The organism is Bdellovibrio bacteriovorus (assembly GCF_048286975.1).
GTDB classification, from domain to species: domain Bacteria; phylum Bdellovibrionota; class Bdellovibrionia; order Bdellovibrionales; family Bdellovibrionaceae; genus Bdellovibrio; species Bdellovibrio bacteriovorus_H.
In genome coordinates, this window is sequence record NZ_JBLVRT010000001.1 from 1,024,084 (window position 1) to 1,044,582 (window position 20,499).

Annotated in this window: 25 protein-coding genes and 1 other RNA gene; 18 read left to right on the top strand and 8 right to left on the bottom strand. The window is 46.9% G+C overall.

Translation table 11 applies throughout. The features are described from left to right. The first annotated feature begins 89 nt into the window (after window positions 1-89). The 4 genes from ACNQKP_RS05070 to ssrA all read left to right on the top strand — a co-directional run bounded on the left by ACNQKP_RS05070 (window position 90) and on the right by ssrA (window position 4,506). A complete protein-coding gene (locus ACNQKP_RS05070) occupies window positions 90-1,451 on the top strand; it encodes a hypothetical protein (protein WP_417863237.1) in 1,362 nt (453 codons plus the stop codon). 167 nt (window positions 1,452-1,618) lie between these two features. Beyond that, window positions 1,619-2,527, top strand: a complete 909-nt coding sequence (locus ACNQKP_RS05075) for a hypothetical protein (RefSeq protein WP_417863238.1) — start codon at window positions 1,619-1,621, stop codon at window positions 2,525-2,527. A gap of 157 nt (window positions 2,528-2,684) precedes the next feature. Then, window positions 2,685-3,827: a DUF4423 domain-containing protein gene (locus tag ACNQKP_RS05080; protein ID WP_417863239.1), complete on the top strand. Its 1,143-nt coding sequence runs from the start codon at window positions 2,685-2,687 to the stop codon at window positions 3,825-3,827. Window positions 3,828-4,160: 333 nt separating this feature from the next. Beyond that, window positions 4,161-4,506: a transfer-messenger RNA gene (gene ssrA / locus ACNQKP_RS05085) on the top strand. 47 nt (window positions 4,507-4,553) lie between these two features. On the opposite strand, the gene ACNQKP_RS05090 is transcribed toward ssrA, so the two are convergent. From ACNQKP_RS05090 to ACNQKP_RS05100, 3 genes are all read right to left on the bottom strand, one after another. Beyond that, window positions 4,554-5,039, bottom strand: coding sequence for an Rrf2 family transcriptional regulator (locus tag ACNQKP_RS05090; RefSeq protein WP_413292337.1), 486 nt, complete (start codon window positions 5,037-5,039; stop codon window positions 4,554-4,556). Beyond that, a complete protein-coding gene (locus ACNQKP_RS05095) occupies window positions 5,036-5,512 on the bottom strand; it encodes a carboxymuconolactone decarboxylase family protein (RefSeq protein WP_413292338.1) in 477 nt (158 codons plus the stop codon). Before ACNQKP_RS05095 ends, ACNQKP_RS05090 begins: the two co-directional genes overlap by 4 nt. Window positions 5,513-5,707: 195 nt before the next feature. After that, entirely contained in the window at window positions 5,708-6,169 is a 462-nt protein-coding gene (locus ACNQKP_RS05100; RefSeq protein WP_417863241.1) for a recombinase family protein, read from the bottom strand. Between the two features lie 147 nt (window positions 6,170-6,316). Here ACNQKP_RS05100 and ACNQKP_RS05105 point away from each other — a divergent pair, with 147 nt between their 5' ends. The 5 genes from ACNQKP_RS05105 (at window position 6,317) to ACNQKP_RS05125 (ending at window position 10,432) form a co-directional block, all read left to right on the top strand. Further along, window positions 6,317-6,922 carry a hypothetical protein gene (locus ACNQKP_RS05105; RefSeq protein WP_417863243.1) on the top strand — a complete coding sequence of 202 codons (606 nt, stop codon included), beginning with the start codon at window positions 6,317-6,319 and terminating at the stop codon, window positions 6,920-6,922. Then, window positions 6,919-7,344 carry a hypothetical protein gene (locus ACNQKP_RS05110; protein WP_417863245.1) on the top strand — a complete coding sequence of 142 codons (426 nt, stop codon included), beginning with the start codon at window positions 6,919-6,921 and terminating at the stop codon, window positions 7,342-7,344. The genes ACNQKP_RS05105 and ACNQKP_RS05110 overlap by 4 nt, the downstream gene beginning before the upstream one ends. A gap of 135 nt (window positions 7,345-7,479) precedes the next feature. Further along, window positions 7,480-8,826, top strand: a complete 1,347-nt coding sequence (locus ACNQKP_RS05115) for a hypothetical protein (RefSeq protein ID WP_417863247.1) — start codon at window positions 7,480-7,482, stop codon at window positions 8,824-8,826. Beyond that, on the top strand, window positions 8,826-9,695 hold the full coding sequence (locus ACNQKP_RS05120; RefSeq protein WP_417863249.1) for a DNA adenine methylase: 870 nt from the start codon (window positions 8,826-8,828) through the stop codon (window positions 9,693-9,695). Before ACNQKP_RS05115 ends, ACNQKP_RS05120 begins: the two co-directional genes overlap by 1 nt. Window positions 9,696-9,817: 122 nt before the next feature. Beyond that, the gene (locus ACNQKP_RS05125) at window positions 9,818-10,432 is read left to right on the top strand and encodes a DUF938 domain-containing protein (RefSeq protein ID WP_417863250.1); all 615 of its coding nucleotides are present in this window, start codon (window positions 9,818-9,820) and stop codon (window positions 10,430-10,432) included. 15 nt (window positions 10,433-10,447) lie between these two features. Here the strand turns inward: ACNQKP_RS05125 and ACNQKP_RS05130 are convergent, their stop codons facing one another. Continuing rightward, a complete protein-coding gene (locus ACNQKP_RS05130) occupies window positions 10,448-11,134 on the bottom strand; it encodes a pirin family protein (protein ID WP_417863252.1) in 687 nt (228 codons plus the stop codon). Between the two features lie 86 nt (window positions 11,135-11,220). Between ACNQKP_RS05130 and ACNQKP_RS05135 the strand changes: the two genes are divergently transcribed. Further along, window positions 11,221-11,541, top strand: coding sequence for a winged helix-turn-helix transcriptional regulator (locus tag ACNQKP_RS05135; RefSeq protein ID WP_011165997.1), 321 nt, complete (start codon window positions 11,221-11,223; stop codon window positions 11,539-11,541). Here ACNQKP_RS05135 and ACNQKP_RS05140 read toward each other — a convergent pair. Together ACNQKP_RS05140 and ACNQKP_RS05145 are read right to left on the bottom strand one after the other, a co-directional pair. Next, on the bottom strand, window positions 11,538-12,464 hold the full coding sequence (locus ACNQKP_RS05140; protein ID WP_417863253.1) for a JmjC domain-containing protein: 927 nt from the start codon (window positions 12,462-12,464) through the stop codon (window positions 11,538-11,540). The genes ACNQKP_RS05135 and ACNQKP_RS05140 overlap by 4 nt on opposite strands. A gap of 43 nt (window positions 12,465-12,507) precedes the next feature. Then, entirely contained in the window at window positions 12,508-14,250 is a 1,743-nt protein-coding gene (locus tag ACNQKP_RS05145; protein ID WP_417863254.1) for a DEAD/DEAH box helicase family protein, read from the bottom strand. Between the two features lie 111 nt (window positions 14,251-14,361). On the opposite strand from ACNQKP_RS05145, the gene ACNQKP_RS05150 reads away from it, so the two are divergent. The 3 genes from ACNQKP_RS05150 to ACNQKP_RS05160 all read left to right on the top strand — a co-directional run bounded on the left by ACNQKP_RS05150 (window position 14,362) and on the right by ACNQKP_RS05160 (window position 16,231). After that, on the top strand, window positions 14,362-14,556 hold the full coding sequence (locus tag ACNQKP_RS05150; protein WP_226987839.1) for a hypothetical protein: 195 nt from the start codon (window positions 14,362-14,364) through the stop codon (window positions 14,554-14,556). Between the two features lie 73 nt (window positions 14,557-14,629). Continuing rightward, window positions 14,630-15,613: a PAS domain-containing protein gene (locus ACNQKP_RS05155; RefSeq protein WP_088563927.1), complete on the top strand. Its 984-nt coding sequence runs from the start codon at window positions 14,630-14,632 to the stop codon at window positions 15,611-15,613. A 15-nt stretch (window positions 15,614-15,628) separates the two neighbouring features. Beyond that, entirely contained in the window at window positions 15,629-16,231 is a 603-nt protein-coding gene (locus ACNQKP_RS05160) for a type 1 glutamine amidotransferase family protein (RefSeq protein WP_417863255.1), read from the top strand. 14 nt (window positions 16,232-16,245) lie between these two features. Here ACNQKP_RS05160 and ACNQKP_RS05165 read toward each other — a convergent pair whose 3' ends face one another. Further along, window positions 16,246-17,184, bottom strand: a complete 939-nt coding sequence (locus ACNQKP_RS05165; protein ID WP_417863257.1) for a sigma-70 family RNA polymerase sigma factor — start codon at window positions 17,182-17,184, stop codon at window positions 16,246-16,248. Between the two features lie 116 nt (window positions 17,185-17,300). On the opposite strand from ACNQKP_RS05165, the gene ACNQKP_RS05170 reads away from it, so the two are divergent. Beyond that, window positions 17,301-17,777, top strand: a complete 477-nt coding sequence (locus ACNQKP_RS05170) for a carboxymuconolactone decarboxylase family protein (protein WP_148278896.1) — start codon at window positions 17,301-17,303, stop codon at window positions 17,775-17,777. Window positions 17,778-17,822: 45 nt separating this feature from the next. Beyond that, entirely contained in the window at window positions 17,823-18,323 is a 501-nt protein-coding gene (locus ACNQKP_RS05175; RefSeq protein WP_051026357.1) for an FBP domain-containing protein, read from the top strand. Here ACNQKP_RS05175 and ACNQKP_RS05180 read toward each other — a convergent pair. Further along, on the bottom strand, window positions 18,320-18,955 hold the full coding sequence (locus ACNQKP_RS05180; protein ID WP_417863259.1) for a TetR/AcrR family transcriptional regulator: 636 nt from the start codon (window positions 18,953-18,955) through the stop codon (window positions 18,320-18,322). The two genes, ACNQKP_RS05175 and ACNQKP_RS05180, sit on opposite strands and share 4 nt — an antisense overlap. Window positions 18,956-19,033: 78 nt before the next feature. On the opposite strand from ACNQKP_RS05180, the gene ACNQKP_RS05185 reads away from it, so the two are divergent. Genes ACNQKP_RS05185 through ACNQKP_RS05195 form a run of 3 tightly spaced genes read left to right on the top strand, consistent with a single transcriptional unit; the run spans window position 19,034 to window position 20,480 of the window. Next, window positions 19,034-19,564 carry an SRPBCC family protein gene (locus ACNQKP_RS05185; protein ID WP_417863261.1) on the top strand — a complete coding sequence of 177 codons (531 nt, stop codon included), beginning with the start codon at window positions 19,034-19,036 and terminating at the stop codon, window positions 19,562-19,564. Between the two features lie 10 nt (window positions 19,565-19,574). Next, window positions 19,575-19,988, top strand: a complete 414-nt coding sequence (locus ACNQKP_RS05190) for a VOC family protein (protein ID WP_417863262.1) — start codon at window positions 19,575-19,577, stop codon at window positions 19,986-19,988. A gap of 9 nt (window positions 19,989-19,997) precedes the next feature. Beyond that, window positions 19,998-20,480 (top strand): SRPBCC family protein, encoded by a 483-nt coding sequence (locus ACNQKP_RS05195; RefSeq protein WP_417863264.1) that lies wholly within the window; start codon window positions 19,998-20,000, stop codon window positions 20,478-20,480. The last annotated feature ends 19 nt before the right edge of the window (window positions 20,481-20,499 follow it).

Here is a 20,499-nt window from a genome sequence, read left to right on the forward strand (position 1 = left end):
GGCCTGATGAGGGGTGACGAAATCTGGCCCGAGCCTTGCTAAAGGTCCTTTCTGAATTGGTTTATAGAAAGAATACTTGGAGGTTTCTCATGTTACCAATGCTTCACAAGCATACAATCATTACGGCCGCTTTGCTGGCTTCTTTGTCTCTTACTGCGTGTGGTAAGAAAAAAGACGTATTCAGTGAGCCTAAAAAAGAGGCGACTCAAACTGACTCTAATAAGACAAGCGACACCAACGATAAATTGGGTGGCGGTCTTCCTGATCCTGCAGATCCAAATGCGGGCTCTAAGCCTCAACCACTTCCGGGTAAACAGCCGTCAACTCCGACGCCTCCTCCTCCACCAAAAACTCCCGAGGCGCCTCAGACTTCCAATCCGACACCTCCACCGGCTCCGGTTCCAACGACTCCGCCGCCAGTGGTGGGCACTCGTCCCGCTCCGGCTCCAGGCACGAATGTGATTCCTGGTGACTATAACGAGAAAGATCCCAACAGTCTTAATCGTGACAACCTGACTAAACGTATGACCGGTGGCGTGACTGAAGACGGTCTGGTTTATACTTCTTCTTCTACCGATGAGCTTTTGAACTATCTAAGAGCTCGTAACGAAAAAGTCAGCTATGACACTCGTCGTTTGAACAACGAAGCGGCGGCTTCTGTTCAGTCTGCGAAAATGTCTGTGGATGGTTTGTCTGGTGATGTGATCATCACTTTGAAAATCAAAGAAGGTAATGACGTTAAAGTCTACAACGTCGCGGGTTCTTCCGGCGAAGGTTCTGCAACACCAGTAAGATCTGTGCGCGCTGGTAACGGCGAACGTTCCACCGGCGCTCGCGCTTTGGAAGGCACTGTGAAATGTGTGGACCTGGATGGCGGTTGCGAAACGACTTTCGCTCGCTTGAAAATCGGTTCCAGCCCCACTTCTGCGATCATCAATATCGTGTTCAGAAATTCTTCTGCTGACTTGTTCTTCAAGCTTCCAGGCAACTACTCTGACAACCCAGAGTATCTGGTTCTGCGTGAGTTCATGAGAAACACTTACTTGAATGAAAACACTCAAGATAAAGTGAAGTCTGTGAAAATGTCCTCTTTCGAGGTTGTAAACGGTCGTTCCGGTTTCACAGTTATGATGAAAGGTGGCAACAGCGAGTTGTTGGCTTTCGCCGGTCCGTTGCTGGCTCCTGAAGCGGGTACGGGTGTGAACATTCCTCTTTCCCGTATCGCGAAAGATCAGGAAGACACTTTGGATTTGATCTCTTTGAGCAACACCAAACTGACTTATGCTAACTGGATCGGTGAGGCTCGCCTTGTCGCCAACAACGGTTTGGGTCAGGTTCGTTTGGCTTTGAAAATGAGAAAACGCGCCACTTATGCTCAAGATCAGTTCGCGATCACGTTCATGCGTAAGATCAAACCTATCGTTGATCTTACTGATGACAACTTGAAATAGTCCCTAAAAGAACCCTTTCGAGGGTGGTTAATGTGTTGAGGGTCACTGATACTCCAAGGTCAGTGGCCCTTTTTTCGTTTTTCAGGGTCATTTTGGCCTCCAAAGGGTTGGTACGCAGGTTGCTTTAAGGGTCGGTGGGGGAACTTTCTAACCACTTGGGGGACATAATGACTCTAAAAAACAGCCTTTTAATTTCGTTTGCCGCTATTACTTTATTCGCCGCTGCTGCTGAAGCCTATATCGTGCCGGGTGGTTCTCGTCCGGGCCCAGCTCCCATTCCAGATGTCGGCCCTGGCTTCCCAGGTGATTTCGGACCGGGCGGTGATTTTGGACCGGCTCCAATCCCAGCGCCGGGTTATCCGGGTGATGACTTCGGTAATGGCGGGGGTTATGGCCGTCAGGAACGTAAAGTCATCTATTTGAACCGTCGTGTGAACAATGAAACCTTGCACCTTCGCCAGTTGGCGGGGATCGGTGAAAACTATCGTGGTTATGTTGTGGAGTCCGTGGAAGCGGAGTTCCGCAGCAGCGGTTACAACACGGAAGTCATTTTGCTGACTGATGGCCGTCGTGAGGAAAGTGTTTATTCTCCTCAAGGGTCTGTTTTGCTTCGCCCGCAGTATCGTGCGGTTTTGGGTGAAGACATCCGCACTTTGCAACTAGAAATCCGTGGCAATGCCCAGCTTGAATCCGTCACTGTAAACTTGCGTGAGCAGGATTCATACAATCCTCCAGGTCGTCCTGAGCGCACAATCGACGTGCCGTTGTATGTGAACCGTCGTTTGTACGGGAATGACCGTTTGGATCTGGGCATGTACCTGGATATGAACCGCTACCGTGGTTACAGAATCCAGGCGATCGAAATCGATGCGAATGCGGTATACAATGTGGCGTTGATGGATCTTCTGATCAACGGCTTCAACCAGGGTCAAACCATCCAAGTAGATCGTTACGGTCGTCGCCAGACTGTGTACCCGCAAAATGCTGTGATCGGTCAGACGGCTTCCAGCATCGTGCTTTACACTCGCGGGGACTTGGATGTTCGCGGGGTGACTTTGAAGTTGTCCCGTCGCTAATTGCTGAACGTTTTAAAACTTAGACTAAGAAAAGGGGCTCCAATCGGGGTCCCTTTTTTTATGCCTTGCAATAAGTTAAGGATCTTTGCGCCAAATCCGCTTGTTTTGAGGGTTCAAATCAGGTGAACTAGTTTGAGTGCAAAGGAGAACCATTTCTATGCAAAACCGCCAGCCAGAGTTTAGCAAAGGCAAAGAAATTTCAATGGGTTCGCTCGTTCCGCCCGTATTATCTGATTACATGAACTATCGCCAGTTCTTGGCGGACTTCTATCTGTTTAAACGTAAGGCTTCCAAAGGCTCTTTGCGTGCATACACGTATGCCGTGTTCTCTGCCGCAGCCAATATCAAATCCCCGAATTACTTGAAAATGATCATCGAAGGAAAAAGAAATCTTTCCGACGACATGATCGGCAAGTTCGGTAAAGCCCTGGGCTTTATGAAAGATCAGACCGAAGAATTCCGTTTGTTGGTTCAATTCACGCAAGCGATGGATCCGGCTGAACGCAACATGTACCTCAAGAAATTGAGCGAACACCGTGTGGCGGGGAAACTGAAATCCGGCGAAATCGACCGCAAGACCTGGGAAAAAGTTCCGAACTGGGTGGCGTGGATCATTTACGCAATGATCGATCAAGACGGTGTGTCTTTCGATACAGCGACGCTGAAAAAGCTTCTGCGTGGCAAGGCTTCTGAAGATGAAATCGACAATGCGCTGACCACTTTGATCACTTCGGGCGATCTTCGTCGTGACGAAGTGACCGGTGAACTGAAAAAAGCCCGCAGCCTGACTGATTCCCCGGAAGAAATCCCGGTGGCTTTGGTTCGCAAGCTGCAATCCCAACTGATGTACCTGGGCCTTGAATCCCTGTACCAGGATCAGCCGACCGAGCGTGAGTTCGGTACGTTGACTCTTTCTTTGACCAAGTCTGAATTTGAAGAGATCAAATTCAAACTGCGCCAGATGAGAAAAGCCCTGCACAAGGACAACTCAATCGCGCGCATGAAGGACAAGGGCGAAAGAGTTTACCAGTTGAACATCCAATTGTTCCCGGTGACCAACGCGGTTGAATCTGCGGTGAAAGCACCAGCGATGAAGTCGGCTTTGGACATCCAGGTTGAAACTCCGATCGTGGAGACGACCCCTGTAGAGGCTCCAGTTATGATGGCTGAGGCTGCTCCGGTGGTTCCGCCTGTGAGTCCTGTATCTGCCCCTGTCAGCGCTAAAGAACAGAAGAATGAACGCTCCAATGTAAGTTCACTTGCCGCAACTGCAGCGTCCGCTGCCGACCTTTTCCGTTAATTCTGCACAATCTAAGGGCTGTCATTGAACGTGACAGCCCCTCGGATAAATTTAAGATTCTTAAATTTTGGTGTCAGTTTTGCCCCATTTTTCAGCCAACAATGTGGATAACTCTGTGGAATAGCCCCATAAATGGTGGATATCTCAACCGTTTGGCGTAAATTGTCCCTTGCTAACGTTAGGATCTGGTTAGGATGACACCACCCAAGCAAGACAAAAGTCCTGCGTCACGAAAAATTTAATCGTTGAAAACAGGGGTGCAAATGGGAAGGATAACCGGTTTTCATTTGCCCGAAACTAAGGGACAATGAAGACGATGTGTTCACACACTATGGGGGCGTACTGGCTTCGACGTGGGTGCTGAAGCATAAGGAGCATACCGGGGCGGATGAGGACCTCGTTAAAAACGTCCACTTTGTAATTGGCAACGATTACGCACTTGCAGCTTAATTAAGCAGCACGATCAACCTTGTGGTGGTTCCGCACTTGGATTGATCGTCATTTAGGGACCTCGGCGTGTTGGGTTTTCTCCAGCAGACATGCTTAAATTTACTGGGGGAGAGGTCTTAGGGATTTTGTCTGTGGAAGCCCGAGGACCAATCTAAAACACTGACTAAGTATGTAGCGCCTTATCGTGGATCATTTGCGGACGGGGGTTCAATTCCCCCCGCCTCCACCATTTTTGGATTTATCTAAGACGAACTACGTCCTCAAGAGTGCGAAGCTCTAATTATTATCTATCCATTCTTTAAAGTTACTGAGCGTCTCTTTGCTCGCGCCATCTTCGAGAAAGTCAGTAATATCAGATAGCTTTCTTTCACGAAGTGACTTTCTCCAGGCCTCATCTGCTTCATGCATGACTGCCGCAATTCCGCAGAGTTTTGAAAACTTTCGATCCGATTTGGCAAGGCATGGATTGTTTCGGCGAATCTCATTGCATTTGAAGGTCTTAGTTTTTCCTTCAACGGCCTCGACAATATCGAGAAAAGAAATTTTGTTGGGAGGCTTCGCGAGACAATACCCCCCGTATGGACCCATAGTTGTTTTCACGAGACCAGCTTGTGACAACATTTGCAGGCACTTCGACAGATATTCCTTCGGCACGCCGTGAAAATCTGCAAGCGCTTTTGAATTGAGGAGCTTACCATCCGGAGCGCTCCCCAAAATCATCATACAGTGCAGTGCCCACTCCACTTGATTGCCTAAAATCATGAAAGATTCGCCTTTCCCAATCCCAATACTTGGTCCCTTGCTCCGGGAACTGATCTGAATGTTGCTGCGAATCGGTTGAACAGATTGATGAAAGCAATCTGCATATTCAGATCAACGATCTCTTGATCGCTGAAATGCTGCTTCATCTTCTGAAACAACTCTTCAGAGACAGGTCCCTGGCTGATCAAAGTAACAGCCTTCGTCCACTCGAAAGCCGCTTTTTCTTTATCAGTAAAGAGTGGCGACTCTTCCCAGATTGGCACATGGTAAATTCTCAATTCGCGCTCTCCGGCAATTTTAGCTTCCTTACAATGGATGTCGACGCAAAACGCGCAGCCGTTAATTTGTGACGCGTAGATCTGAACCAACCGCAGGATCGTAGGATCTACAGAACTTTTTTTGCAGTACTGATCGACGGCTAGAAGGTGTTGAAATGCCGGCATTGCGAGTGAGAAGTAGTCAAGACGTTGCATAGTGTGAGCTCCGATTTAAGGTTTACTAGGATCATCATTCTAATATTCTATCTCAGATAATTATTATCCGAGATAGATCGTTAGTCAAGTCTACTGGGTCCATTTGTATGGGAATGGGGTAGGCCATCGAAATTACTAGCCTTCGAGCCTCTATTTTTGAGACGTTTTAGTCCGCCGGCACTTCTTAAGGGACGGCTACAGGCCGCTACTTTGCTTAATGATCTTTCCAACGGAAGCCGGGTACCAAGTACCTGTTCCAGCAGGACTCGGCACTTTATGTTCATTGAGCGAAGCCGCGATCTTGGCGCTGCTCCAGCCTGACCTCTTCTTCTTCAGCATCCATTCGATAACCTTCTGTTGTCGAACGTGCGACACTCTTCCGGTTTTCAGCAGCTTTGTTCCGTAAGGAACCCATCCGCCTTTGTGCGTTTGCTTCGTGAGTCCGAAGTTCTCCAGAGCGTCATTTATCGTGGAATGGGAGCAGCCAATGAGGACGGCGATTTGGCGCGCAGACAGCTTTTCGACGTGATATTTCTGCGTGAGGAACGCCTTGTTTCTGAAGAGAGGCAGCGTGCAAATACTTGAATGCAAACGTAAATTCAATGAGGATGCATTGTTCTTCTTAGGTGAGAGGGACTCCACCAATTTAAAAATCAAAGATGCTCCCGTTTTGGGGGTATTTAGCTAGGAATTTATCCTTAGGTCTAGAGTATAAACAAATAATAGATTGCAAAGCCGGGTTGAGAGAGAATTTCTTCGGGTAGTTGTACGTTCACCTATTTGCACAAGTTAAAGAGGATAAGTTTGGCTCGAATCTCCAACATTAAAGCGGCTCTACTTGAAGAAGCTATTCTGTATCTCCTAGAGGAGTCTTGCTATATGACTGTCCCAGCGGTTCCAAATATTAACCGCCTTGATCCATATCTCGAGAATGCCCCTAATGGAATATGTGTTCTGGGTCGCGGAGAGAGACATCAAATTGATGCCATAGCGGACTATGTTTTTCCGCCCCCATTCTCTAATCCTCTCCGACTACTTTGTGAAGCTAAATATAGTGAGGGTAAGTCAGTTGGAATAGATGTGATTCGAAATGCAGTCGGAGTAAAGAAGGATGTGGAAGAATACTTTCGTCCTGGTGTTCAGTCCACATACAGATATCATTATCAATACGCGGTAATATCATCCAGTGGTTTTACCTCAAATGCGCAGAACTACGCATATGCACAAGACATCTACCTGCTTGATTTAAGCGCTGATATCTATGAGAGCATTTTTATTGATGTTATTGATCTTTATGTTGATGCGGTAATTGTTGAGCCACTCAGTGCTAATGGTTTTAAAATCAATTGGAATACAGATATTGATATAGATATAAAATCTCTTCGAGAGACCTTCCGAGGAATCTTATGAGGGATAAAGCGAAAATCGAAAAACATCAAATTGATATATTAGTGAGTAAGGTTAAAGCTGATATCTCAAAACAAAAAGGGAAAGTAGTTCTCGGAGTCTTTAATAACAAAATTCCCGTTCTTCTGAAGTATGAGGGAGATCGCTCCCTGATCGATGAACTTAATAGTGGAAGTAGCTATCGCATCCACTTTGAGAATGTCGAGGGGAGTTGGTCGCTCAAAATCAATGGGAGTTCGGCAATATTTTCTTTCTATATTCCTAAGGAGTTAAAGAAAATTATTGCGATTAATCCTGCGCCAGTTGCCTTGCTAGATCTAAAGCAAAAATTAATGTCGACACTTTCAGTGACATATCGATTCCGAGATCGAGCGACGACCGTCAAATTGTTTATTGACTCGGAATGGATTGAAAACCTGATATAGGATATGAAACTTGGAGTTGATTTATAATTAGAGATAGTAAAGCTAGACCTCCTGGAAAAAATTAAAATTCTGCTGGACACCAATGAACGATAGCATCTTAAATAAACAAACATAAATTGTTTAATGGAGTAGCACATGTCCGAATGGAATCGGCAAGATTTACAGTTGTCCAGCCTTGAATTGAATACCCAGAATCCGCGATTTGAAATGGCCGGAGATCAGAGAGAGGCCATCAGAACGATGCTGAATGAGCAGTCAGATAAAATTATAAATCTTGCAGAAGACATTATAAAATTCGGACTTAACCCGTCAGAGTCCACAATTGTTTCTCCGGTCGTGACCGCAAAAGGAATATTTGTTGTCTTAGAAGGTAATCGCAGAATTACCGCACTTAAATTATTAGACAATCCTGAATTTGCTTCTTTCGACAAGACACTGCTCAAGAAGTTTAAAGAGCTTTCCGGTGAATATAAGAAAATAAAATCGGTAAGTTGTATTGTATTTGATGACCCAGATGATGCAAATAAGTGGATTAAGTTAAAACATACGGGCGAGAACGATGGGGTTGGTACAGTTCGTTGGAACACACAGCAGCAGGCTAGATTTGAGGAAAGTGTAGGCGGAAATACCGCGGAAGCGCTTCAAGTTATCGACTTCCTAAAAAAGAGTTCGTATGTATCTCCCGACGTTAAGTCTAAGCTGGGAAAGGTTCCTGCAACTAATCTTGAGAGAATTATTAAAGATAGAAATATGCAGTCTATTCTTGGTATTGCGATCGAGGATGGAAAGGTAATTACGGACTTCGAAGAATCGGAGGTTGTAAAAGGCTTAACAAAAGTTGTTAACGATTTAGTTTCCAAATCCATTAAAGTTAAAGATATTTACACGAAGAAAGATCGTGAAAAGTACATTGAGACTTTTGGGAAAAGTGACCTGCCATCTAAGGGGAAGAAAGCTCCTTCAAAGTGGGAGGTGGTTGCATCACCTAAGAACTCCGCGCCCAATGCCACAGCGAGAATCAATCCCAAGAAGTCAAATCCACTTTCCACATCTAGATCATCGCTGATTCCTAAGGATTGCATTCTTAAGATTTCAGAAAAGCGCATCAATAAAGTATATCAAGAACTGAAGAGTATTGATTGTGATGAGTATGTAAATGCAGCTGCTGTGCTTCTGCGTGTTTTTGTTGAGTTGAGTGTGGATACCTATATTGAACGAAAGAAGTTGCCAAAGTTAAACAGCGATTCAAAGTTGCAAATGAAGATAAACGGTGTGGCGGATCATCTTGAGCAGAATGGGATCATTCATAAACAGGAGCTGAAAGGGATTCGTGCTAGTAGCGGTAATATTCATCACATGCTGTCAGCTAATACCTTCAATGCATACGTGCATAACAAGTCTTTTAATCCTGTGTCGACAGAACTCAAAATTAACTGGGACAACATTCAATTATTTATTGAAGCAATTTGGAACCAAGTGTAATGGAGTTTTTTTCCCCTTTAAGATATCCGGGTGGTAAGGCTAAGCTATCGAAGTATATGGGTCTCGTTGTCGAGACAAATCGGCTTGGCGATGCGGACTTCATTGAGCCTTTTGCAGGGGGCGCATCCGTCGGACTCTATTTGTTGGCAAACGCGTATATAAGAAAACTGTACTTGAACGACATTGATATATCTATCTATGCTTTTTGGAACTCTATACTAAAGCACCCAGAGGAATTTTGTCGAAAAATAGATAAAGTTACTGTTGACCTTGGAAACTGGCGTGAACAAAAAGAAATTCAAAAGAATCGTTATGATTCTAATTTGCTTGATCTAGGATTTTCTACCTTCTTTTTAAATCGCACAAATCGTTCGGGTATCATGAATGGTGGTGTGATTGGTAGTCTAAAACAAGATGGCCCGTGGAAGATCGATAGCCGCTTTAATAAGGCAGAGTTGATTCGAAGGATTGAGAGAATCGGTGACTTTGCTGATAGAATACTTGTTCGGAATCTGGACGCTTGCGAATTTTTGAATGAAATAAAACCGGTTCTTTCAAAAAAGTCATTAGTTTATTTGGATCCGCCATATTTCGAAAAGGGGCCTTCTCTCTATAGAAAGTATTTCGATCAGGATGATCATGTAAATATGGCAGAATATCTTAGGGGTTCCGATGATCTAAAATGGGTTATTTCATATGACAATCACGATGTGTTGAGAAGGTTGTATAAGGCATACGAAAGATTTGAATTTACCTTAAATTATAGCGCTGCTGGTAATCAATCGGGCAGAGAAGTCATATTCTTTTCGAAAAATATGGCCATACCTGACATTGCAGAAGTCGGTACTAGCGGCGCCCTAGCTTATTGAGTGTGCACAAATGTGTTATTATAAAGCGAGGAAGATTTTCTCTATATTTCTGGGTTAAAGGTTAAATCTATTGATAGTTGTATTGAATGATAATAGGTTTATGTGCCTCCAAAGGAAGACCCATGGAACTACCATTCTCCGCCGCTGCCGATCGTAACAAAGAACCCATCCTGGAAGTTCTTAAGAAAGTCATTCGTCACGAAGACCATAATCTGCTCGAGGTGGGCGCGGGTACGGGACAACACGCGGTTTATTTGGCTCCCTTCTTCCCAAAGATGGATTGGACCCCGACCGAAGTGGCAGAAAACCTGCCGATGCTTCGTGAGCGTATCCAACAAAGCGGGATTCCAAATATCAAAACCCCCTTCCGTATGGTTGTCGGGGAGGATGATTTCCCGATTCGCACTTTCGATGTGATTCTGACGATCAATACTTTCCACATCATGTCCTGGAAAGAGTGTAAGACTTTTATCAAATTGATCGCAGGCCGCTTGGAAGAAGGCGGGAAGGTTTTGATCTACGGGCCGTTCAACTATAACGGTAAGTTCACAACCCCAAGCAATGAAGAGTTCGACAAGTCCTTGCGTGAAAGAGATCCGCAAAGTGGCATTCGCAATTTTGAAGATGTGCTGGCGGCGATGTTTAAGAATGGTTTTGAGTTCGTGAAAGACTTCGAAATGCCGGCTAACAATCGTATGCTGCTTTTCCGCAGGCTTAAATTCGTAAGAAAGAAGTAGGCGCCGAAAGGCAAACTACTTCTTCTGTAATATCACGATGGCTTGTCCGGTGCCTTTGATAACAAGCTTTCCACTTTGGGCAAGAATCCCATCACCGTCTTTAATCTCTTTTCCATTCCAGGAAAGATCCCCAATAGAAACCGCATAGGCGAACTTGTCTTCTGGAATATCAAAGACCTGTTCGTCCCCTTCAATCTTTGCAGCATACAACCACACATCCTGTCGGATATTCAGTGGGGCAGCACTAGGCCCCGCCAACAGGTTGAAGCCTTTCTGGGTAAGGCCTGCTTGCTGCACCACCGGCGTTCCCGATTTGGCATTCGGATGGATCCAGATCTGCAGCAGACGCAAAGGTTGATCGCTAAGATTCCCTTCCGCATGAAAGATCCCGTCACGGGCACTCATCAGTTGCAGATGCTCTGCCGGAACTTCCTGATTCGTTCCTTTGTCATCCAAATGTTGAAGCTTGCCATGAACCACCCAGGTCAGGATTTCCATGTCATTGTGGGGATGATCGGGAAAGCGGGATTTGGGTTGGATTTTCGCATCCGCCAAAACCAGCAGATTCTTCAGTTGTTCGCCACGACCAGAATACGGGCCGACAGTGGCGATAAAATGATCTTTCAAAGACAGCCAGCCCAGGTTCATTTCCGGCAACTGGGAATAGGGCCTAACTTGAATTTCGGATAGATTTGAATTCATAGAATCGCTCCTTATGGTATTCTGGGGCAGGTGGTATCTTTAGTAAAGTAGGGGTATTTTGGAAACTAGTTTCCTGGAGTGAACTAATGGCAAAAAGTAAATCATTGGAAGCCTGCCCGGTTTATAAGACGGCGATGATTCTGGACGGAAAGTGGACTATTCTCATCTTTAGAGACTTACTGGCTAATAAAGTCGTCCGGTTCAATGAGCTTCGCCGGTCCCTGGGATCCATCAGCCCCAAAACCCTGACCGAGCGCCTGACGGAGCTTGAAGATCAGGGGTTGGTTTCAAGAAAAGTCTACGCCGAAGTCCCGCCACGGGTGGAATACTCTCTGACTGAAAAAGGCAAAGGCCTTTCTGCGGTTTTTGATTCCATGGCAAAATTCGGAGACAAGTGGCTTCGTTAGATCAAGCCACCTTCCTGAAGCAGAAGCCTGCCGGAAATTTCTGGCAGCTCTGTTGCCAGGCTTTTTAGCAAGAATTCAAAACGTGTGATAGCGGCTTCTTTTCGTTCTTGATCAGTGCCTTCAAGGCCGTCGGCCAGTTCACGCCATTCCGGTGATCTTAAAAGGACCTCTTGCAATGACTTGGTGAACACATCCGCCCACGTCGGTTGGCTGAATGTAAAGTTCAGTGAAAGGGATTCTTCCTCGGTGGTTGTTTCATGCCAATAACCGCGGGGAACAAACAAAACACAGCCCGGCTTCATCACGACTTTCATGCTGTCTTCATCAAGAGCATCGATCAGGTGAGCATGACACTGCTTCTCAAGAGCTGCCGGCATTTCTTCCGAGCCGGTAGTAAAGCGCTCCGTAGGAAACTCCACGGACTCATTCGGTGCAAGTCTCCAGGTCTTGGTGCCTTTGATCTGAATGATGAAGTTTGCATTGGCATCAAAGTGCAGACGGGTGCCGCAACCAGCCGGTGTGGCATAGGCAATCGAACGCGCTTTGCACAGATCGTTTTCAGCTCCACCAGTTACCAACCCCAAGTCCGCGCGGACGTTCCCCAGCATGTCGGCAATTGTTGAATCCTGACTTTGCATGGAATCAAAAACCAGGGTCATGTTGTTACGATAGGCTTTAAGTGCATCACCAGGTTCAAGATGGATCGAACTGTATTCATCGTCAAAATCAGGCAGACAGGCACGAACCTTGCGCTGGCGGGCCGAGATCAGATTTTTAAGGTCTTGCATTTGCTCTAAGGCAAATATGTCCTGCAGTTTCCCCGGCGTTGCCGGAATAAACAAAGGTTCCACGGGCCAGTGGGAGTTAAAGAATTCAGGAAGCGTGACGGGAGCCAATAGCTCAGCAAGACCAAGTTTTTTCATGCCTTGATTTAACCCCGAGAAACCGATCAGCGCTATCTATTCTTTAAGGTGCAAGCTCTTCAGCAAAGACTTTTTCAGTCACGCGCCAGAACTTGTCCTGTTTTCTGGCGATGACAAAGATCGGGGAGCGGAAAAGCTTCTGGAATCGGATGACTTCCTGAGGACTTGTCAGATCCACGGCCAGTTCCGGCAGTCTGAGGTGGGATCTTAAGAAGTTGATATTGAACTTCTTCACAGCTGTTGTGTTGTTGAAGAAGTGGACTTCGCTGAGGTAATTCGATTCCAGATCGTAATAACGGATTTCAAGGTAAGGATTTGAATTCTTGTCCTTGCGCTCTTCAAATGAAATCCGGTCCGGAGTCATCACATGGGCGTTCTTGGAAAGCTTTGCCTGCTTCAGTTTGGCTTCAGCATCAATTAAGACGGCATCGCACTTTTCACAAGCCTTGGCCGTGATGTCGTTTTCACAGGAACAGTTGTGGCAAAGTTTAAATCTGAATCGGAATCCGCAGGGCTTGATTTCCAAGGTGTTCGGGTCTTGAGAAGCCCCTTTGCATTTTCTGCCGAAATGTTCAAAGACCACGCCGTCATCATCGGCATAACCCCAGAAATCATTTTCAAAGGCACACTTGGGGCAGGCCACTTTGACCGGGACAGTGTCCTTGGCCGGACGCTTGTCGCTGATCTCCGGGGCATAGATGTCGTGACCGACCCCGGTGTAATCCAGAACGTAACAGTCTTTTTTGTCTTCAGATAAACGAAGTCCGCGACCCACAATCTGCTGATACAGACTGTTGGATTCCGTGGGGCGCAAGATCGCAATAACATCGACGTGAGGCGCATCAAATCCGGTGGTCAGGACGGACACGTTCACCAGGTACTTGAATTTTTTCTGTTTAAAGTCGTGGATGATCTGCGCACGCTCTTTGATGTCTGTGTCACCAAAGACGACGCGGGCCTGATCCGCCGGCAGATAGGTCATGATTTCTTCAGCATGTTTAATGGTGCTGGCAAAAATCATCACACCCTGACGGTCGTACTTTTCCGTGATGTCGATGATGTTATTGATAATCAAAGGGGTCAGGCGCTTTTGATTCTTAAGAACTTCTTCAACCTCGGCGGTGGTGAAGGCGCGGTCTTTTCCCAGCAGGTCTGAAAAGTCATAACATGTGACGGGAATATCCACCTTCACCGGGATGGTCAGATAGCCGTGGCGGATCATGTAGGACAGTGGCAGTTCGTACACGCACTGTTTGAAGAATCGATTTTGCTCGGTTTTAAGCTCGCCACCTTGATTGTATTCATAAATCCAGCCTAAGCCCATGCGGTAAGGCGTGGCCGTCAGGCCCAAGACACACAAAGTGGGGTTGCGATCCTGCAGCTTTTTAACGACTTCTTGATATTGTGTTGCGCCCTCTTCGGCGACACGATGGCATTCATCGATGATCAGTAAAGAGAAGTTATTGAAGAATTCATCCGGGGCGCGGGCCACGGACTGTACGCTTCCAAAGATGGCCTTCTGATCGTGATCTTTCTTTCCCAGGCTGGCAGAAAAGATGCCGGCTTCCAGGCCATAGCTTCTGTACTTGTCATGGTTTTGTTCAACCAGCTCTTTGACGTGTGCCAGTACCAGGATCCGGCCACGGGCGATGCGGGCCAATTCGGCGATAACCAAACTTTTTCCCGCACCTGTTGGCAGCACAATGACAGCCGGTTCCCGTTTCTTCTGGAAATACCGGATCGTATTTGTAACCGCCTGCTGTTGATAGTCACGTAACCTGTACATGGGCCCACCTTACAGGATTAGGCTGAAAATCTCACTTCTTAAGTTTCTCTGGACACAAGCTTATTTACAGTTGAGAGCGCCGTGACTAAACTATTTTTGCAGGAGGTCTATATGGATGAAAGTGATTTTGAGGGGACTTTGGTTCTTGAGAAAATTGCAGAGATCAATAAGATTGACGAGTTCTTTGAGGCACTGGATTCCGACGACTTTGACCAGGCCCGAGCCCTGATGAGACGCGCCGGGGTGGACGGCGAGACCATTATGATGGTTTTAAGAAAAATGCGTGCGGCGGACGGCGAACACTAAAATTGGCCCCGTTCGCAGATTACTTGAATGATCCAATCCGGTTGGATATGATCCCATGCACTGCTAGAGGGACGTGGTTTTGGCGTTGAACGACAAGAAAAAGACAATTGAGTATTTTAGCTCATGGCATGTCCAGAACAAGATCACTTTGATCTGCCTGATTTCCATTTTGCTGCTTTCAGCCCTGTTTGTGGCCGCAGCGATCCTTCTGCCGGCCATCACCACCACGCAAATTATTGCTTTTATTATTCTGATTCCAGCCATCGCCTGCTTCGGCATTGCAACCTGCCATTCTTCCGGTCTGGAGTTGGAGAAGGCCCGTCGTGACTACGACAAAATGGCGCAGCGCTTGTCCGAAACGGAAGATTCACAAATCACCCTAGATAGATTCTTTACCATTTCCAATGACCTGATGGCGGTGGCGGGGAAAGACGGGCGTCTGAAGAAAGTCAGCAAGTCCCTGGTGAATACTCTGGGATACAGTGAAGAGACTTTGCTCAGCACTCCGTTTTTTGAATTCATTCATCCAGATGACCGCGTATCCACCCGCGAAAACATCAAGGCCTTAAGTTTGGGCCTGCGTTCCGTGGACTTTGTGAATCGCTATCGCACGGCCGAGGGCTCTTATCGCACCCTGAGCTGGAGTGCCGCCGCCGACGACGAACTGGGTGTTCGTTTTGCTTCGGCCCGCGATGTGACCGATGAAAGAAATTTCAGAACCCGTATGCAGCAGATCCTGGATTCGGCTCCGTTCCTGCTGATTGTGAAAGACACCGAAGGCACTATCACCAATTGCAATGACGCCTTTGCCGGGATGGTGGGTTTTACCCGCGAATCCCTTTTGGGAAAAAACATCCGACTGTTAAAATCTCCATTCCACTCGGCTCCTTCTGAAAAAGAGCAGGAAGTTCTAAGATCGCAGATCCCGGTCACCTATGACGAAGTGTTAGTGACAAATGGGACTGAAGAAAAGTATCTTTCCACGGTGTTCCCGATTGTGGATCAGACGGGCAAAGCGATTTCGATCGGTAAAGTTTCAGTAAAGGTTTTACAGTAACCTTGGGAGGCCTTCATGGCTGCTAACGACAAAAAGATTTTGATCTATCTTCCAGATGAATACGCGGACTGGGAAGGCGCTTACCTGATGAGCGAACTTTCCCAGAACAAGATTCCTTTTACCGTTGTGTCCGAAACGAAGAACACCATCACCTCCATCGGAAGCCTGAAAGTGCAGCCTCAGGCGGCTGTCTCAGACTATACCGCAGATCAGGTGTCCGCTTTGATTCTGATCGGCGGGGAAAACTGGCCGAATATGGATCGCAATAAAGACGCGCGCGCACTGGCAGCCCAGGTTTTGAAGCAAAACTCTGTTCTGGCGGCGATCTGTGGGGCGACCTTTGCGCTGGCGCAAGAGGGCTTACTGAAAGACCGCAAACACACCAGCAATGATCTCAACATGCTAAAGGCCTTCGTGCCAACCTACACTGAAGACGCCAATTACCAGAACCAGCTTGCCGTCACGGATGGAAATCTGATCACGGCTTCCGGAGCCGGTCCGGTGGACTTTACGCTTGAGATCTTGCGAGCTTTGGATGTTTACACCGAAGAAAAGCGTCAGCATTGGTATAATCTGTTCAAAAACGGAACTACGCCACCGGCAGAGTTCTGGACATAGCTTAGGCGGGGTCCTTAGCGGAGCGAAGTCAGGCGTGCCAGTTTGTCCGGATTTCTTTGGGAGTAAATTCGGGCAATCTTTCCATCTTCAAATTCAAATGAAATCAGGGTTTCAAAGGCCCAATCACCCGAAGGAAGCTTTTTAGAAATCACCACACCCGGACGTCCACTGATCGGGTGCAGTTCCATTTTCATTTCATAAGGCGGCTTCACGCGGGAAGAATAGATACCCGCAAAGAACCGCGCAATATCAAATGGTGTGCGCAGGATGTGCGGAACAGCCGAGATCTTCCCACCACCATCTGCCCAAAATTCAGAACTGTCAGATAAAAGCAGACTAAGTGCTTCAGTATTGCCGGTTCGGGCAGTTTCAAAGAACTGCGAAATCAGCTTTGTGGGATTTGCACCTTCGGCAGATTCAAAGCGCTTCTTATTCGTGGAAATAAACTCTCGCGCTCTTTGCGCGATCTTTCTGCAGGCGGCCTCGGACTTGTTTAAGAACTCAGATATTTCCTTGAATGAGTATTCAAAGATTTCATTCAGCAGATAGACGGCGCGCTCTTCAGGGTTTAAGCGCTCCAGCAATAGCAGAAAGCTTGTGGTCAGGCTCTCTGTTATAATCAGATTCTTGTCGACGGAATCTGCTTCCGGCAAGTTCCAATATTGAAGGCTGTCAGGCACCGCATCCGGAAGCCAGGTTCCGGAATAAGATTCCCGCTGTTTATATGCGGACTTCAGCAGATCCAGCGCGCGGTGCGAACATATCTTGGTCAGCCAGGATTTGTGGCTTTCGATAGTGGAAGGGTCGGTTTTCGCCGCCTCAATAAAGACATCCTGAACCAGGTCTTCGGCTTCAGCCAGACTTCCGGTCATTCTGAAAGTGAATGATATCAAATAGGGACGGTGCTGTGAAAAAGACGGTTCCCATTCTTTAAAATAAAGCGGTGTTTCCATATCGATAAGACGAGTCTAAAAGGCGAAATGTGACAATTCACCTTAAAATATTCAGATCTGTCACAATTTTTAGGCCTCCGTCGTCTTAAGGGTACAAACCCTTTCAAGGAGCCTATATGCACAAAGCAAGAATTCAATTTGCACCCATGATTCAAGATCAGTTCCAAAAGCTCGCGCAAATGAGCCAGTCCGTGGAAGAAACCCTTGGTGAAAGCCTGTTTGGTCTGGTTCATAACCGTGTTTCCCAGATCAACGGCTGTGCCTTCTGTCTGGATATGGATGTGAAAAAAGCCAAAATTCGCGGCGAGCGTGAACTGCGCATGTATCACGTTGCCGTCTGGCGCGATTCTCATCTGTTTACGGATAAGGAAAGAGCCGCTTTGGAATGGAGCGAGGCTGTCACCAAGCTGCATGGGGATAATATCAGTGATGAACTGTATCAGCGTGTTCGTGAACACTTCTCTGAAAAGGAACTGGTTCATCTGACGTTGGGGATCAGCGTGGTGAATGTGTGGAACCGTCTGAATGTGGCTTTCCGCAATCCTGCCGGTTCTGCCGATGCTTTTTTCGGTCTTGATAAGGCGGGTCTATAGTTGAAATTGTTCGATTTGATCATGGGCTTGGAATATTCTAAGTCCATGATTAAATCTCACAGCAATAATTTCCAGGCCGAACATTCCTTTTCGATCAGCTCTGAAGATGAGCTGGTGAAATCGTTCCGTGTGCGTGATCAGAAAAAATTGGTTCTGCCGGGGAATTTGAAGTTCCCGCTGAACATCCGTTCTTACTTCACCTGGAAAGAGTCCTCTGGAGTTTACACCTATCTGGTCATGAAAATGCCCAACTGGGATCTTCCCAAAGGTGTGGCGTTTAAACGAACCGCTTCCAGCGGTGAGCCCACGGGCGGTCTTTGCAACTGGTGCAATGCTTATGGTTCGTCAGAAGAAATCGGCCTGCTTTCGGTCGCGATGAGCGCCAATGTCAGTAACTCCTACATGATCTGTCAGGACCTGCGCTGTATCGAAAAGATTGAAGAAGCGGCAATGCTGGCGGGAAAAGATCCAGAGAAAAATATCACAGAGCTTTACTATAAGATGTCCAAGCTCTTTGAAAATATCAGCAACTATCGCCCGGACTAAGCTTTTAGAATTTCAAAATATCTTTTCAGAGAATCATAAAGGGCATTAAAGGCTTTGGGATCTTCAAGGCCCTTTAACATCCCGTAAAAGCCCTCATGGGCCATCACCACAAAATGCGCCACCTGACGGGTGTTGATGTCGTCACGCAGATAACCTGCTTTTTTGGCGCGCTTGAGTTCCTGATCCATGCCATCAATCCAGTAGTTCAGCGCATCTTGCAGACGCTCTTTAAAGCCAGCATCCACCGGCGCCATTTCCTGCACCAGATTATTTAAAGGACAGCCATAGCGAAGTTCCTGAGGATCTGCCTTACCGATCAGGTTTTTTAACTGAAGCAAGATCCCTTCAAGGGGGTTTTCATAGGTTTTAAGCGGATCAATCCAGCGGGCATAGGTCATGGGCTTGATGACTTCATCCACCAGGGCATAGCCCAGATCCAATTTTGTCGGGAATTGATGGTAAAAGGCCCCTTTGGTCATCGACGTCTTTTTGACAATGTCATCGATGCTAACCCCTTGAAATCCGCGGGTAAAGACCTCCCAAAAAGCCGCATCCAAAATCTCTTTACGGGACTTTTCCAGGTTTCGGGTCTTTTTAATGGGTGCTTTTCGCACCTTTTTTCCTTTTTCCATATAAAGAGTCTAGCAAATAAGACCGATCTTTACAACATACTAAATAGTATGTTAAGGTTTCTCATATAGGAGGTCGTTATGTTGATCAAAGTGGTCGTGGGTATCCTGGTTGTCGTGGCATTGTTCCTGGCCTTTATCGGCACTCGCAAGGGTGAATTCCGCTATGAAGCAAGCGAAGTGATCGCGGCTCCACCGGAAAAGATCTTTCCCTATATTAGTGATTTGAAGCTGGGCGGGGAGTGGTCTCCATTTGAAAAAGTGGATCCGAACATGAAAAAAGAATTTATCGGCGAACCCAACCAAGTGGGCAGCAAGCTGATCTTTGCCGGCAACAAAGACGCGGGTGCAGGCTCGATTGAAATTCTTAAAGTTGTTCCCAATGAACTGGTGCAGCTTCGTCTGGTGATGACGGAGCCTTTGGCTGCTGACAATATTGTGGAATATCGCCTGACGCCCGAGGGACAAGGAACTCGTTTTAGCTGGTCCATGTCCGGCGATGGTGGCTATGTTGGAAAACTTGTTACATTCTTTATCGATTGCGAAAAAATGATCACGGATCAATTCCGCAAAGGCTTTGAAAACCTAAAAACTATCGTGGAAGTAAAATAAGGAGCCGCAGATGAAAGGCGAATTTTGGATCAATCTTCCTTCCAAGGACATTGAAAAGAGCCGAAAGTTTTATACAGAGCTGGGCTTTGAGATGAACACCGCCCACGCAGCCCCGCATATGGTGGGAATGTTCCTGGGCAGTAAAAAAGTTGTACTGAACATCTTTCCGGATGTGATGTTCAAAGAATTTATCGGTGGTTCGGCCGTGACAGAAAGCCATGAATCCGGAGAAGTGCTGTTTTCCTTAGGGGCTGACTCTGTCGAGGAAGTGGATGATTGGGCCAGCCGCGCGGAAAAAGCCGGGGCCAAATCCTTTGGTGATCCCGGAGACAAAGACGGTTGGATGTACGGATGTGGCTTTGCCGATCCGGACGGTCACCGCTGGAATATTTTATTTATGAACATGAGCAAGTTGCCGAAATAGGAGGCCGTTATGAATATTGATCCAAAGCTTGATCTGGTGCTTGAGAGAGTTATTGATTTGACCCCTGAACAGGTATGGAAGGGCTGGACGACTCCAGAGATTCTGACCAAGTGGTTCTGCCCGGAACCTTGGAAAACGATTGAAGCGGAAGTGGACTTGAAGCCAGGTGGGATGTTCCGCACGGTGATGCAATCTCCGGAAGGTGACAAGTACCCGAATGTCGGCTGCTTCCTGGAAGTTGAAAAGAACAAAAAGCTTGTATGGACTGATGTTTTGGCTCCAGGATTCCGCCCGGTTCCGACCGTAGAATCCGGCGCGGGTTTCCCGATGACGGCCTTCATCTTGCTTGAAGAGCATCAGGGAAAAACCAAGTACACAGCGGTCGCTCGCCATCGCAGTGAAGAAGACCTGAAAAAACACGAGGCCATGGGCTTCCACCAAGGCTGGGGCATTTGTGCCGATCAGCTGGTGAAAGTGATGAAGAGTCTTTAAAAAGAAGAAGCGGCTTGTA